The organism is Bacillus rugosus, assembly GCF_023238245.1.
GTDB lineage: Bacteria > Bacillota > Bacilli > Bacillales > Bacillaceae > Bacillus > Bacillus rugosus.
The window spans coordinates 1184247-1198038 of record NZ_CP096590.1 but is presented as its reverse complement, the minus strand read 5'-3'; the positions used below and the strand labels follow the sequence as shown (position 1 = coordinate 1198038).

10 protein-coding genes and 1 pseudogene are annotated in these 13792 nt (G+C 46.3%); 3 read left to right on the top strand and 8 right to left on the bottom strand.

The features are described 5' to 3' along the window. Window positions 1–42: 42 nt before the first annotated feature. From iolX to M0696_RS06010, 3 genes are all read right to left on the bottom strand, one after another. Window positions 43–1071 (bottom strand): scyllo-inositol 2-dehydrogenase, encoded by a 1029-nt coding sequence (iolX, locus tag M0696_RS06020; RefSeq protein ID WP_248602594.1) that lies wholly within the window; start codon window positions 1069–1071, stop codon window positions 43–45. A 207-nt stretch (window positions 1072–1278) separates the two neighbouring features. Then, window positions 1279–2289, bottom strand: a complete 1011-nt coding sequence (gene degA / locus M0696_RS06015) for a transcriptional regulator DegA (RefSeq protein ID WP_166853675.1) — start codon at window positions 2287–2289, stop codon at window positions 1279–1281. A gap of 17 nt (window positions 2290–2306) precedes the next feature. Continuing rightward, entirely contained in the window at window positions 2307–3170 is an 864-nt protein-coding gene (locus tag M0696_RS06010; RefSeq protein WP_166854692.1) for an AraC family transcriptional regulator, read from the bottom strand. A gap of 123 nt (window positions 3171–3293) precedes the next feature. On the opposite strand from M0696_RS06010, the gene M0696_RS06005 reads away from it, so the two are divergent. Continuing rightward, window positions 3294–4661, top strand: a complete 1368-nt coding sequence (locus tag M0696_RS06005) for an MATE family efflux transporter (RefSeq protein ID WP_166853676.1) — start codon at window positions 3294–3296, stop codon at window positions 4659–4661. A gap of 25 nt (window positions 4662–4686) precedes the next feature. On the opposite strand, the pseudogene M0696_RS06000 reads toward M0696_RS06005, so the two are convergent. Both M0696_RS06000 and asnB read right to left on the bottom strand, forming a co-directional pair. Further along, window positions 4687–5516: pseudogene (locus tag M0696_RS06000) on the bottom strand (phytoene/squalene synthase family protein). An 81-nt stretch (window positions 5517–5597) separates the two neighbouring features. Next, complete coding sequence (gene asnB, locus M0696_RS05995) at window positions 5598–7442, bottom strand: asparagine synthase (glutamine-hydrolyzing) (RefSeq protein WP_222142567.1); 1845 nt, start codon at window positions 7440–7442, stop codon at window positions 5598–5600. Window positions 7443–7611: 169 nt separating this feature from the next. Here asnB and M0696_RS05990 point away from each other — a divergent pair, with 169 nt between their 5' ends. Beyond that, the gene (locus M0696_RS05990) at window positions 7612–8169 is read left to right on the top strand and encodes a DUF2777 domain-containing protein (RefSeq protein ID WP_166853679.1); all 558 of its coding nucleotides are present in this window, start codon (window positions 7612–7614) and stop codon (window positions 8167–8169) included. A gap of 231 nt (window positions 8170–8400) precedes the next feature. Here the strand turns inward: M0696_RS05990 and wprA are convergent, their stop codons facing one another. From wprA to M0696_RS05975, 3 genes are all read right to left on the bottom strand, one after another. Continuing rightward, complete coding sequence (gene wprA / locus M0696_RS05985; RefSeq protein WP_222142566.1) at window positions 8401–11085, bottom strand: cell wall-associated protease WprA; 2685 nt, start codon at window positions 11083–11085, stop codon at window positions 8401–8403. Between the two features lie 166 nt (window positions 11086–11251). Continuing rightward, window positions 11252–11608 (bottom strand): YisL family protein, encoded by a 357-nt coding sequence (locus M0696_RS05980; protein ID WP_166853681.1) that lies wholly within the window; start codon window positions 11606–11608, stop codon window positions 11252–11254. A 115-nt stretch (window positions 11609–11723) separates the two neighbouring features. After that, entirely contained in the window at window positions 11724–12629 is a 906-nt protein-coding gene (locus tag M0696_RS05975) for a fumarylacetoacetate hydrolase family protein (protein WP_222142565.1), read from the bottom strand. A 154-nt stretch (window positions 12630–12783) separates the two neighbouring features. Between M0696_RS05975 and M0696_RS05970 the strand changes: the two genes are divergently transcribed. Continuing rightward, the gene (locus M0696_RS05970) at window positions 12784–13707 is read left to right on the top strand and encodes a CotH kinase family protein (RefSeq protein ID WP_166853683.1); all 924 of its coding nucleotides are present in this window, start codon (window positions 12784–12786) and stop codon (window positions 13705–13707) included. Window positions 13708–13792 lie beyond the last annotated feature (85 nt).

Below are 13792 nucleotides of genomic sequence, written 5' to 3'. Positions count from 1 at the left end.
GAACGATTTGCGGGAGAAGCCTCAAACGCAACATGATAACGCTTACATACCGGTGTAAGCACGCTTCACATCCAGCTGTACGGGCCTGCCGCTTCGATATGAATTGGTCGCGGCGATGCCGACTTCTAGATTGATCGTCGCATCGACATCTGTCACAATCGGTGTATTTCCATTCCGGACACACTCAGCAAAATGCTGCAGCTCTAAGCAGTAGGCTTCATGAAAACGAGTTTGAAAGTCTGGGATAATATCATAGCTGCTCCCTTTTGCCGACAGGATGGTCACATGTTGATTCCTCAATGTCCCTATGAAAATACTGCCCTCTGTTCCGATAATTTCCGCCCGGATGTCATGTCCGTATGGAGAGGTTCTGCTTGCCTCGACATCCCCCGCAGCGCCGGAATCAAATTCGATATACGTCAGCGCCTGATCCACATCGCCGTACTGCTCCATAAACGGGTTGTTCAGGATCCTGCCGTGTCCCGAAACAGAAGTGATCTCCGCTCCGAGCAAATAACGGGCAATGTCATAGTCATGGATGGAACAGTCAATAAAAATTCCGCCGCTGTGTTTGATAAACTCTGCGGGAGGCGCTCCCTGGTCACGCGTAAAACCTTTATAATAGATGGGTTTGCCGATTTCCCCAGCGTCGATCCGCCGTTTGGCATCTGCGTATGCGGGATCAAATCGCCTCATAAAGCCGACCTGGCAAATGACACCTGTCTCTTTCACTTTTTCAGAGACTGTTTTTGATTCCTCAAGGCTTAAGGTCAGCGGTTTTTCAACGAAGATCTGCTTGCCGTTTTCCGCTGCTTTGATGATTATATCGCCATGTGTGCTTGTCGGCGTTACGATGATAACAGCGTCAATGCCAGGATCTTCTAACATCTCATACGGGTCCTCTGACCATTTTTCGATACCGAATTCTCTGGCAACCTGCTCCGCTCTCCCTTTCAACGGATCACCGACACTGACCAGCTTTGCCCCCGGAACACTGGTGACGAGATTTTTCGCATGATAATAACCGAGCCTTCCTAATCCTAATACTGCACACCTTACTTGATGTTTCACGTCCCATCCTCTCCTTTATGTCATTCTAGGATCGCTTCGAGAAAGCGCTTTCTCACAACTGCTAAAAAACAGCGGTTCAATCCGCTTCCACATATTGCGCAAGCGCTTTCTCAAAAGATGGTTTCATTTTACACTGCCTGTTGTTTACACGCAATATGTTTTTTTGCTTCAGCTGTCAAAATGAAAAGAACCCGCTCATTAGCGGGCTTATGTTTTGAGTGGTGATGTAGAATGTCTGACCACGAGCTCAGGCGGCAGCACGATTTTTTGTTTTGTCTTTCGTCCTTCGATTGCTTCTGCCAGCAGTTCGATGACACTCCGTCCCATATCTTTGATCGGCTGGGCCACGGTGGTCAGGGGCGGGGCCGCCATTTCTGCAAGTATCGTGTTATCAAAACCGATGATGGAAAGGTCGTCCGGCACTTTTATGCCTCTTATTCTCGCAGCTTGTATAGCGGCGCAGGCCAATACGTCGTTGAAGGCAAAAATAGCCGTTGGGGTGTTCCTGTCCAGCAATTTTCCCGCTTCTTCCTTGCCGCTTTCCAAAGAAAATCGTGTCGGGACGATAAGCGATTCATCGACAGGCACGCCCGCTTCCTCCATCGCCTGACGGAAGCCTTTGATTCTGTTTTTTTCACCCGTTGTTGACCCGTCCCCAACAATGCAGGCGATGTTCGTGTGGCCGAGTGACAGTAGATGCTTGGCAGCCTCATACCCGCCGCGAACATCATCCATGACAACAATATCCATCGGAAGCAGCGGCTTATCCTGAGAAATCATGGCGAGCGGAATTTGTTCGCTGGCGATTTCCTCCAAAGCAGACATGCTGTCATGATTCTCAATGCCAGTCGCAAAAATAATCCCGTCCACTTTTTTCTGCTTCAGCATCGAAAAATACTTTGTTTCTTTTTTCGGATCGTAATCGGTACTGCAAATCATCATTTGAAAACCGAGCTCATCCGCCCTTTCCTCAATGCTTTTGGCAAGTTCGCCGTAAAACGGATTTGAAATATCAGGCGCCACAAGTGCGATCATATTCGTTCGTTTTCCTGTTAACGCCGCAGCGTGGACATTGGGCGTGTACGCCATTTCCTTCATGATATTCATCACCTTCTGCCGCGTTTTGCCGCTGATTCTGCCCGTATTGTTAATCACGCGCGACACAGTGGTGATCGAGACTCCTGCCGCCCTTGCCACATCGTAGATTGTTGTTTTCATGTTCATCCCTCGTCTGGTTATTGAACTTTCCGGCTGACAATTTTCCGGTATTCAATTGGTGAAATGCCCTCTATCTGCTTAAAGAGTTTTGAAAAGTATGTCGGGTCTTCCATTCCGATCGTTTCCGCAATGACACCCATTTTATCATTTGTAGAGGATAAAAGACGCTTCGCTTCTGTCATTCTCACCCGGTTCGTGTATTGTGCCGGCGTGACGCCTAGCACCTGCTGCATGCAGCGGCTCACATAATCCTGATGATAGTGAAGGGCGAGCGACAGATCCTTGATTGTCGTCTTTTCCTTATAATGCTCCTGTAAGTACCGAGCCGCCTCCCAGGCTACCCGCTCTTTCGCAGACGGTATTTGAAACGCCTCTTTTTGAAGATGCAGCATCAGCTCCTCAAATAAGATTTGCTTTCTAAGCGGCAAATCGGAGTTTTCCGCGGAGTAATCTATCAGCCTTTCAAACTGCTGCGCCATAAACTGCGGGCGCTGCACCTTGCCTTTTCTCGGCAAAGCCAGTCCGTAGCGGGCCGGCTCCTCGAAGCTCCCTTTTTCCTTCTGAAGCTCAGACCAATTGCTGCCTCCCTTTGCCGTAAATTCATACCGATGTTCATTAAAGTGAAGCCAATAATAGGAGGTTGCTTCATCACTGCCCTTCGTCCCGTAATGTTCAAGACCGGGAGAAAGCAGGATATACTCGCCGCCTTCAACAGAGAACGATTTTTCATTTTCTGTTATATATAACGTTCCCTGTTTGACATATATCAGATCAAACACGGAGAATACACGTTTCACATGGGTTTCTCCCTTTTTAAAAACCCCTTCTCCGGCTGCGATAAATACCGGAAAAGGCGGGACTGTAAACAGGATGCGAGGCATTTTGATCATCCTCCTTTTTAAGTCGGATTTTTGCAAGAAGTATCGTTTCTCTCCCTTTTTATTATAAGGAAATGGAGGTACACTTTAAAACGTTGATTTTATTTACGAAAGGGGTTAGACACAATGAAACAAGCTGTCTTCAAATCAACTGCTTTGAAAAAACCCGCTGACAAATCGTTCTCATTATTTTCACTTACTTGGCCGATCTTTATTGAGGTCTCATTATATATGTTTATGGGTAATGCCGATACACTGATGCTCAGCCAATACTCAGATAACAGCGTGGCAGCAGTCGGCGTCAGCAACCAGATTTTGAATTTAATTATCGTGATGTTCAGCTTTATCGCAACAGGAACGACCGTTATCATTTCACAATTTTTAGGGTCACGGCAAAAGAAAGAAGCCATGGAAGTCGCTTATGTATCAATCGGCGCCAACTTCTTCATCAGCCTTGCCATCAGCGCCATAATCTTTTTCGCGGCTGTCCCTCTGCTTCATATGATGGGATTGACAAGTGACCTGATGCCTGATGCAAAAGTCTTTTTACAAGTTGTCGGAGGTCTGTCCTTTATACAGGCTTTAATCATGACATTCAGCGCGATCTTAAAAAGCTATGGCTACACAAAGGATACAATGTTTGTCACAATCGGCATGAACATTTTAAACATTGCCGGAAACTTTGTTGTTATTTTCGGTCTGTTCGGCTTTCCTGTTCTCGGTGTTGCCGGTGTGGCGATATCTACATCTATCGCCCGCGTCATCGGATTAATCGCGATGATTATTATAGTCAACAAACGCATTCAGCTGAAGATGTCGCTGAAAAAAGTCTTTCATATGCATAAAGAGCATTTGCGCAAGCTGCTGAAAATCGGCATCCCTTCTGCAGGAGAACAGCTTTCATACAACTTGTCGCAAATGATTGTCACGTATTTTATCGCCATCATGGGCGCGCAGGCTTTGACAACAAAAGTGTATACGCAAAATATTACGATGTTTATTTTGCTGTTCGGCACTGCGATCAGCCAAGGCACGCAAATTTTAATCGGCCGTTATATTGGCGGTAAACAATTTGATGCTGCTTATGAGCGCTGCATGAAGAGCTTATATTGGGCACTTGGAATTGCTGCGGCTACATCGGTTTTGATGACGATTTTTTCAAAAGACCTGATCGGCATCTTTACACAAAGCCCTGACATTATTGCGACTGCGAGCCTTTTGATTGCCATGACGATTATCCTTGAACCGGGCCGCTCGTTTAATGTCATTATCATTAACTCCCTGCGTGCCGCGGGGGATGCGAAATTCCCGGTTTACATGGCAATGATTTCGATGTGGGGCATCGGCCTACCGCTTGCCTATCTATTCGGCATCCACCTCGGGTTCGGTCTTGCCGGCATTTGGATTTCCTTTATCGCGGACGAATGGGTCCGGGGAATCTTAATGTACAGAAGATGGCGCTCCCGTATCTGGATTCAAAAAGGAATGGCGTAACACCCGGCTCAAGGCCGGGTGTTTTTTATATGTCAGACAGAATCCGCTTCACTTCGTTCTCTGTGACATCGTATTGATGTTGAAATACATCGTGCTGCTCCGCCCGGATTTTTTCTAAAACAGCTCGATACAATTGAAGAGCGGCTTTCACCGTTTTTTGCGAATACAGCGGAAATAGCGGCAAGGCATCCTGACACTCCTCAAGGTAGGCTTCCGCTTCAAAAGCGATATACTCCCATGTCATGGTGAACGCCTTATTCACGACGCCCTTCTGAAGATCGTCCTCTGTATATCCAAATTGCTGCATCACCTGCCGGGGGATGCGGTTTTTTTGCTGGTGGCCCGTGCCGATATCTCTCAGAAGCCGAACCAGCTGAATCGCTAAACCGAGAGAACCTGCTGCATGTGTAAGCTGTTCCCGATGCCGGCGCGCCATGATCGGGAGCAGCATTAATCCGGCCGCGCCGCCCGTCTGGTATGCGTGCATGAGCAGTTCATCGAGGCTTTCGCAAGGTGTATCTTCCGCCTTCTGTGCGGCAATGAACTCACGGAATGGCGCGCTGTCCAATGTAAAGGTCTGATAAGCATGGCTGAAAGCCTTCCACAAAAAATGATTCCCGTTATATGTCCCGGAAAAAACCTGTTCCGCCTCAGCTTCGATGGCAGATAACGCCTTCTCTTCCGCACTGGCCGCCGTATGGCAAAACGCCATAACCGCCCAAGTTGCCTGTCTTTGCTTCAGCGGAAGAAACGAGAATGCTTTGTAACAGGCTGGTTCGCGGGCGCTGACGATCTGCCCGCACTGCTGATAGGCTTCTTTTATCTCTTTCATTTCTTTTCACTCCTATGTATCACTGCTTCTTCAAGTCTATTATGTTTTTTCCCAATTGTATATGAAGAAAAAGCCGATTCCTCTACATGGAATCGGCTTTTTCTTTATCCCTCATCAATATCAATGCGATACGCTTCAAACCATGTATGAATTTGGGCAAGGTGGGCGATCAGCTGTGGCCCCTTCATGAGCTGCCCGAACCACGGAACCTTGAAGGAGGAGCCTTCCGTTTCTAAAAGCTGATCCAGTTGTTTTCTGTCAAGCAGGGTATGGAGCACGGAGTCCTTTTGGCTTCTGATCGTTTTCAGCCATTCGCTGACGCCTTTTGTATATTCCGGGTGGTGTGTTTTCGGATATGGGCTTTTTTTGCGATACAGAATGTCATCAGGCAAAATGCCCTCGAGCGCTTTTCGCAAAATGCCTTTTTCCCGGTTGTCATGCATTTTCATTTCCCATGGGATATTCCAAACATATTCCACGAGCCGGTGATCAGCGAACGGCACCCGCACTTCAAGGCTCGCACCCATGCTCATGCGGTCCTTCCGATCCAAAAGGTTCGTCATAAACCAAAGCATATTTAAATAGAACAGCTGTCTTCTTGCTTTGTCCACACCCGTTTCTCCGTCTAATAATGGCGTTTCCGCCAAGGTTTCTTCGTATTTGGCATTTACATATTCTTTGAGATTCAATTTTTTCTGCCATGAATCAGAAAGCAGTTTGATCCGCTCTTCTGTCGATCTCATCCATGGAAAGCCCGATTCAACGTCTGCCATATGGAACCACGGGTACCCACCGAAAATCTCATCCGCGCACTCTCCCGACAGGCTGACGACAAAGTCCTTTTTGATTTCACGGCAAAACCACAGCAGAGACGAGTCGACATCAGCCATTCCGGGCAAGTCTTTGACCAGCACTGCTTCCTCCAGATGATTGACGAGATTCTTTTGGCTGATGACGCATTTGTGGTGTGTTGTGCCGAAGGCCTCTGTCATTTTTTCAATCCAAGGCCCGTCGTCATTCGGCTGAAATGCGCTTGCTTGAAAAAATTTATCGTTCTCTTCGTAATCAATCGAATAAGTATGAAGTGGCGCTTTTCCTCCCTTTTCAAAATGGCCTGCTGCAATTGCTGTAATGGCGCTTGAGTCCAGACCGCCTGATAGAAACGTACAAACCGGCACATCCGACACAAGCTGTCGCGTCACCGCATCCTGAAACAATGATCTGACATTGGCAACCGTGTCATCAAAACTGTCCGTATGTTTTTCGCTTTCAACATTCCAATAACGCCAAATATTCAGCCCATCTTTAGAAAACGTCAGCGCGTGAGCAGGCCGGACTTCTTTTATGCCTTTAAATACGCCAGTACCCGGAGTTCTGGACGGCCCAAGCCCGAAAATTTCAGAAAGTCCTGTTCTGTCCACTTGCGCTTTTATATCAGGGTGTGCGAGGATCGCTTTGATCTCTGACCCGAAGAGAAAAGAAGATCCTTGCTTCGTGTAAAAAAACGGCTTCACGCCGAGACGGTCTCTCGCGGCAAACAGCAGATCACGCTTTTCATCCCACACAGCAAAAGCGAATATGCCATTGAGATGGTCTACACAGTCTTCCTGCCATTCAATGTAGCTGTGCAGCAGCACCTCGGTATCTGACGTCCGCTCGAACTGATGGCCCCGCGCCCGCAATTCTTTGCGCAGATCTTCCGTGTTATACAGCTCGCCATTGTAAATAATGGTGTACGTATCTCCTTTATAGTTGCATGCCATCGGCTGGCGTCCGCCCTCAATATCGACAACCGCAAGCCTTTTATGTCCAAATAAAACATGGTGCTCCCCCCAAACGTTAGAATCATCAGGCCCCCGTTTGGAAAGAGTGTCTGTCATTCTGTTTATCGTTTGTTTTTCCTGGACGAGCTGCTTTTTAAAATCGACCCAACCCGTAATTCCACACATATGATATCAGCTCCAATCCCGTTTCTTTCATAACAATTTCGTTTCTTTCAGCACCTTAGTAAGTTTATGCATCTATAGGCAGATAGTTGATTTGTCCACAAAAGAGTTGTATGGGACAGGCTTGAATTGGAAAGAAAGGAGAGGAAAGAAGCAAAAGGAGACAGCATGCATGAAACGGAAACAATTATTATATAAAGAGGAGCGAAAATGGGAATACGGCACCATCCTCATTGAAGATGGCATCTGCTTAATCGAAAACGAGGAAGGCGATATACTGCTGGCGGACAGTCTCGATCACAGCCCAATCTGGATTCATCATAATGGAAAGTGGGAGCAGGCCGGCTTTCAGGATCAATTGGTTCTGACATGCGGTGAAGAAAACATCTCCCTTTCAGGCGGAGAACGCATCCGCTATGAAAAATCAGTCAAGCGGCCGCTCATGGCGCTTTTGGATTCGCTTGATGACGAAACCTTTCTCGCATTTTTACAGCACTTGCACAGCTTTGGCTTATCGGTATTCGATTGCGTGTTTTCTTATAATAAAGGAGTCTTTTCGAATACATCGGAGGAGCAGGGCGTTTCTTTTTATCACTTTTCAAACGACACCGCCCAGTGTGCGATGCAGCATCACTATAGCAGCGAAGGGACAGGAGACCGGTTCGAATGGACGGCTTCAAATGGAAAGCGATCCATTATGTATTCAGCAGTCCAGCGGGGGCACAAATAAAAAAATCCTATCGTAACGATAGGATTTTCAGATTGTTAACAAAACCCTAGAAGTCTAGGAAGGACAAGCATCGGAATAGACCTCCGCAGGATGCGGTGACAGCGGTGTTCGAGCAGGACGCTCTAGCTTTTAGCCGCTGATCTTTTTTAGTTGAGCACCGAAGCGCAGGCCTGGCAACGAATGCGAGGGTTTGTCGACACGCTGAGCGGTGCAGGGAGCACCGCTTTTTGATTACTTTTCAACAACAACTTTTACATCCTTGCTTTCTTTTTTGTCTGTATCGGCAGCCGTGACGTACAGTACCGTTCCGGCTTTTTGTTTTTTAATTTTCACCGTGAACGTTCCTTTCGCGTCAGCTTTGGCAGAAGCAATGACTTTCTTTGATTTGTTTTTCACTCTGATCATTGCCTTGCTGTTCGCCTTTCCTTTCACTGCCGTATCTTTCGTTTTCACTGCGTTTACTTTCGGTGTGCCGGAAGGTTTTCCTTTGACGACGACAACTTTATACGAGGTTTTCGCATCGCCTTTTGTCGCTTTGACATACAGGACTTGATCTTGTTTTTGAGTCGGGATGTTGACCTTGAACGCATTGTCTTTTCCGGCTTTGGCGCTGCCGAGTTTTTTCTTGCCGTTCATCACTTCGATAAGTGTGCCTTCCTTCGCGCTTCCTCTGACGGCTGTTTGCGTGCTTTCCAGCTTGTTGACTTTGAGCTGTAGATCAACTGCGCTGACAGCCTTCATGACATTCAGCCGTCCGTGGCCTGAATGCCAGTCTATTCCAGGTGTCTTCGGAATGTCAATCGGGTCGCCATAATCATCATACAATTCTTCTTCTTCGCCATCGACGCTTTCAAACGAAATATCATCTGCCGTCTTTTTCAGAATATCCTCTGCTTCTGTTCTTTTCAGCTTAGGGTTTTGAGCAAACAGCAATCCTGCAGCAGCGGCAGCATACGGCGTCGCCATAGATGTTCCGCTCATGTACGTGACATTTCCGTTCGGCACTAAGCTCGGGATATCAGATCCTGGAGCAGAGATGTCCAAACCTTTTCCATAGTTAGAGAAATCAGCGGTCATATCCATGCGGTTCGTTGCTCCGACTGACATCGCATATTTAGAAGAAGCGGGATAAGATAAGGAATTGGCTCCGTCATTTCCGCTGGCTGCGGCAATCAGGACATTTTTGTCAGCAGCGTATTTCAAAGCAAATTCAAGCACGCGGCTGTAGCCTCCGCCTAAACTTAAATTAATCACCTTTGCTCCTTTGTCAGCAGCATATTTGATGCCGAGGGCAATTTGTTCAGTATCTCCGTAGCCTGTGGAATCAAGCACTTTTACCGGGATAATTTTCGCTTTGGCATTCAAACCAGTCATAGAATAGCCGTTATCGCTTTGGGCGGCAATAATGCCGGCGACGTGTGTCCCATGCCCCTGATCATCCATTGCGTTATTATTCCGCCCGACAAAATTACGACCGAGATCGGTTCTTACTTTTCCTTTTAAATCAGCAAGCGTGCTGTCCACACCAGTGTCTACTACTGCAATCAATGTATCATTCAGCTTGCGTTTAGACAGCAATGTGCTGGCAGGCTCGTATTTCACATCCGCGTTTTTGGCACCGCCGTTTTCACCGTTATTTTTAAGCGGCCATTGGTAAGGGTATTGAATATCGTTTGACAGGCTTTTGTATTCCTGCACAGGTTCCGCAAACTCTACGTTAGACATCTTGGATAATGTCGCAGCAGCGCTTTTGACCCGTTTTGCGCTTGCCGTATATGTGCCGTTCTGTTTCTCGTCTTTTGGAAGCTCAAATGAATACAGATTGTCAAACAGTTTCTTTGCCTTTTTCACATTGGAAATGTCTTTTTTCGATTGCGCACTTGCAGAAAAGCCCTTCATTTCATTATGTACGGAAGAGAGGCTTTTGTTGTTTTTCACCTTGAAAATGACCTTTGTAGTCTGAACTTCGCTTTTTGCCGCAATCTTATTTTCTGTTAAAATTGCTCCTGCTGTTTTGCCTTGCAGCTGCTTGATATTTAATTGTTCCGCCTGTTTCTTTATCTCCTCTTTAAGGAAAGACGGGACTGATTGTAAAGCTTTCTCGTAAAGCCGATTGATCGATTTTTGATCCTTTTCAGTAATCTTATATGAAGAAGACGCTCCGTTTTCTGATACATCATCAAACAGTGGCTTTAATGTCACAAGATCCTGATAGATTTCATTTCTCGCTGTTTTATTGAGTGCTAGCTTTGCCACGATAAACGGCGCCGCTTTGTAGTAAAGGCTTGTCAGTTCTTTGCCTTCTGCTGTTTGGCTCAGCTGCTCATCACGAATCGCTCTCAACTTATCCAGGATGCCTTTACCTGATTTCTTCTGATCGACACTCATTTCAACCGGACAAGCTTCTTCTTGTTCTAAATCTGACGGCTGCTTTTTGGTGCCTTTATACCCAATCGAATACTTGGCTTCCGCAGCTGCTTCTGCCGTTCCGCCGTCCTCTGGTTCTTCTTCTCCGAGGTATTCAACTTTTACATAGTAAGGGCCGCTCCACGCGTATGGAAAAATGATTTCACTTTTTCCATCCTCCGCCGTGTAAGAACGGTACATCTCAAACGTTTCATCTTTAAGCGCTTTTTCCTTACTTGGATATACAGATACATTCAGTACTGAATCACTCTTTACGGTCAGTGCCATATGTGAGTTTTTCTGAATATCCGTTTTTCCCGGGGTCACTTTGTACCATTTTACCTGTTCCGGTTCCTTCATGGTGCCTGTCTGTTCTTTGCCGTTTTCCAGAGCCGCTGCCTGATCGATCGCACCGGCCGCTGCCGCTTTGGTTCCCGGAGAAAATAGGCTGAAGATCAGTGCAAAAATGAGCACTGCCGCCACAAACGAGCTAAATTTTCTGCGTTTCATGATATCCCTCCTGTAAAATAATGAATCTTCTTGAAGGTATCATAATTTCATAGGACGAGATACCGCTTACAGGGAATTTTAAGGTTATTTTAAATGATTTGGAATATAAGGGAGGAAATACCCAAAAACCCGACTCCATCTTAGGGCCGGGTTCATGCTCTTTCTATTAAAACAATTGAAAACCGATTGGCAAATGCAGACCGAGCAGCACTGTCAGCACGAGGACAATGATGAAGCCGATCCATAGGCCTCCGGTTGATTTTTCTTTTTTCTTGCGGATGAGAAGCATTTCCATTAGGCCGATGGTGATAATGCCAAGAATCATTTTCCCGCCGTATTCTCCGTTCCAGTTGGCGAAACGGACAAACAGCTCAGCTCCTGTCAAAATAATAAGGATATAGAATAACCGCAGAATCATATGAGTGATTTTTGCGCCCTTCGCACTTCCTGACGAATACAGCGAGTAGCTGACGAAAAGCAGAATCAGCGCTACCACCCATGTCGTAATATGTAGATGTGTCATACAGGTTCCCCCTATCAGATAAATTACCCCACTTATAGTACCATGAACTTATCCTCTGTCACAAAGATGAATCTCAGAAAAAACGGGCGGGTCCGTGTCCGCCCTCCTGTTTGGTTCAGCCGATTTGGTTTGACAGCGTTCCGATCGGGTCAATCGTAATGTCGATTTTGTCACCTGACCGCAAGAATATTGGCGGAGTAAAACCCTTTCCGACACCCGATGGCGTACCGGTGGCAATGATGTCTCCCGCTTCAAGCGTCATCCCCTTTGAGAGGGTTTCAATTAATTCCGGAATGGAAAAGATCATATCGCTCGTCGAACCGGATTGGCGGAGCTCGCCGTTGACTCTTGTTTCGACCTTGAGGCGCTCAGGCTCCTGAATCGATGATTTATGTACAAGGACAGGCCCCATCGGACATGTTGTATCCAGGCTTTTTCCGATAAAAAACTGCTTATGCCTTTTTTGCAGATCACGCGCCGTGATATCATTCACAATCGTATATCCGAAAATATGGTCATATGCGTCTTTTTTTGATATGCGGGTGCCGCTTTTTCCAATGACGACAGCAAGTTCTCCTTCATAATCAAGCTGAGAGGTGACCTCTTCGTGGCTGTTTACGATATCACCCTGGCCTGTAACCGTTACCGGTGATTTGGTAAATACCATCGGATGCTCAGGAATATCAGCCTCGCTTCCCATTTCAATCGCGTGATCCCTGTAGTTTTTGCCGATGCAGATGATATTTTTTGACGGCTTAGGAATGGGTGCATGGAGCTTCACCTCAGATAATGAATACATAAATGACCCCAGCTCATCATTCGGTTTCTTTGCCCACTCTGCCAGCTGCCTTGCATGCGCAACAAATTTATCCCCTTCTGCGATACATTCAATCAGCGATCCCGGAATCGTCTCAAGTTCAAACAGTTTTTTTTCAGCCTTTTGCAAATCCATAATTTTCTCATCATCAATGATCAGGCCGACAAACATTCGGTTGTAAAGTTCCCCTGTCGCAAATTTCATGTTATTCCTCCATCATCTTTTAAATCAGAATGCTCCTTCATGTATTCTCTGTCGAATGCTGAAATCCCTTTTTCTCATATCTGTTTTCATTTCGTTTCAGGACGAGCTTCCTGCACATATCATACAAATGTCGTTTTGAGGAGGAGGAAAGAATATGGAGAGCGTACATTTATTTTTTCATCGGCAGCAGCTGAATCGTAAAGGTACTGCCAAAGGGCTTCTAGTGACAAACAGATCAGTTTCTCCCATTCTTCTCACACAGCGTGATAAGGCGGAAAAGGCATCCTATGAAATCAGCTGGGAAAAGTCCCTGCTTGGTGAAAGCACACTTTTTTTGAATGCGGAACTGGATGATCCATCCCTGATGCGGCGCAGGCTCGCTTATTGTTTTTTTAACCAGATCGGTGTTCCTGCTCCCGCTGCCTCGTACAGCTTTCTGACCATCAATGGCGAGCCAGAAGGCATTTATTTGAACATCAAGAACGATCAGCTAGCCGATAGAACAAGTTACCGAGTGAAGACTGCCGACCCAAGGGTTCCGCTGTCTGTTTTTAAAAATGACTCTTCCGCGTTCTTACATGAATTTCTTACCCTGATCCGCACAGCCGGAGATGATGAATTGGCTGAACGAATCAAAATGTATCTGGATGTCAAACTGTTTTTTTTGTGGCTGATCGGCAGCGCCTGCACCAATCAAGGCTTTTATTACACATTTTGTTTAAACGAATCCGGCCAACTTCACGTTTCCCCGCTAGAGACCAGATCGCTTGCCGCACACGGAAAGTCTGACGAAGATCCTTTGCTGACAAACGGACGGACGCTTTCGTCAAGGCTTCTTTCCATTCCCGCCTTCCGGTCTCAATATCACACGTTAATGCAAAACGTGCTGAACCGGTCGTTTACCATTGAACGATTGTCTCCTTTCATCAGCGAATGGCATCTTGACATTTGTCAAAAAGCTGATGATGATCCTTTCATAAAAAAAAGCCCCTTGCAATTCGAAAAGGAGCAAACAAACATACTTAGAGAAATTGAGGAACGGCAGGACTTTTTGCAAATACACTTAGCTAGACTATAGTCCTTTCTTCTATTAAAAAAGACCGAAGCAAAAATTGTCGCTTTTTTAGTCAAATTGACGAAAGGCAACCTTTTCAGTGAAAATA

Coding starts and splice junctions, on each gene's coding strand:
- wprA (WP_222142566.1), bottom strand. CDS start 11,085: ATGAAACGCAGAAAATTTAGCTCGTTTGTGGCGGCAGTGCTCATTTTT.
- asnB (WP_222142567.1), bottom strand. CDS start 7,442: ATGTGTGGAATTACGGGTTGGGTCGATTTTAAAAAGCAGCTCGTCCAG.
- M0696_RS05980 (WP_166853681.1), bottom strand. CDS start 11,608: ATGACACATCTACATATTACGACATGGGTGGTAGCGCTGATTCTGCTT.
- M0696_RS05975 (WP_222142565.1), bottom strand. CDS start 12,629: ATGAAATTTGCGACAGGGGAACTTTACAACCGAATGTTTGTCGGCCTG.
- degA (WP_166853675.1), bottom strand. CDS start 2,289: ATGAAAACAACAATCTACGATGTGGCAAGGGCGGCAGGAGTCTCGATC.
- M0696_RS05970 (WP_166853683.1), top strand. CDS start 12,784: ATGGAGAGCGTACATTTATTTTTTCATCGGCAGCAGCTGAATCGTAAA.
- M0696_RS06010 (WP_166854692.1), bottom strand. CDS start 3,170: ATGCCTCGCATCCTGTTTACAGTCCCGCCTTTTCCGGTATTTATCGCA.
- M0696_RS05990 (WP_166853679.1), top strand. CDS start 7,612: ATGAAACGGAAACAATTATTATATAAAGAGGAGCGAAAATGGGAATAC.
- M0696_RS06005 (WP_166853676.1), top strand. CDS start 3,294: ATGAAACAAGCTGTCTTCAAATCAACTGCTTTGAAAAAACCCGCTGAC.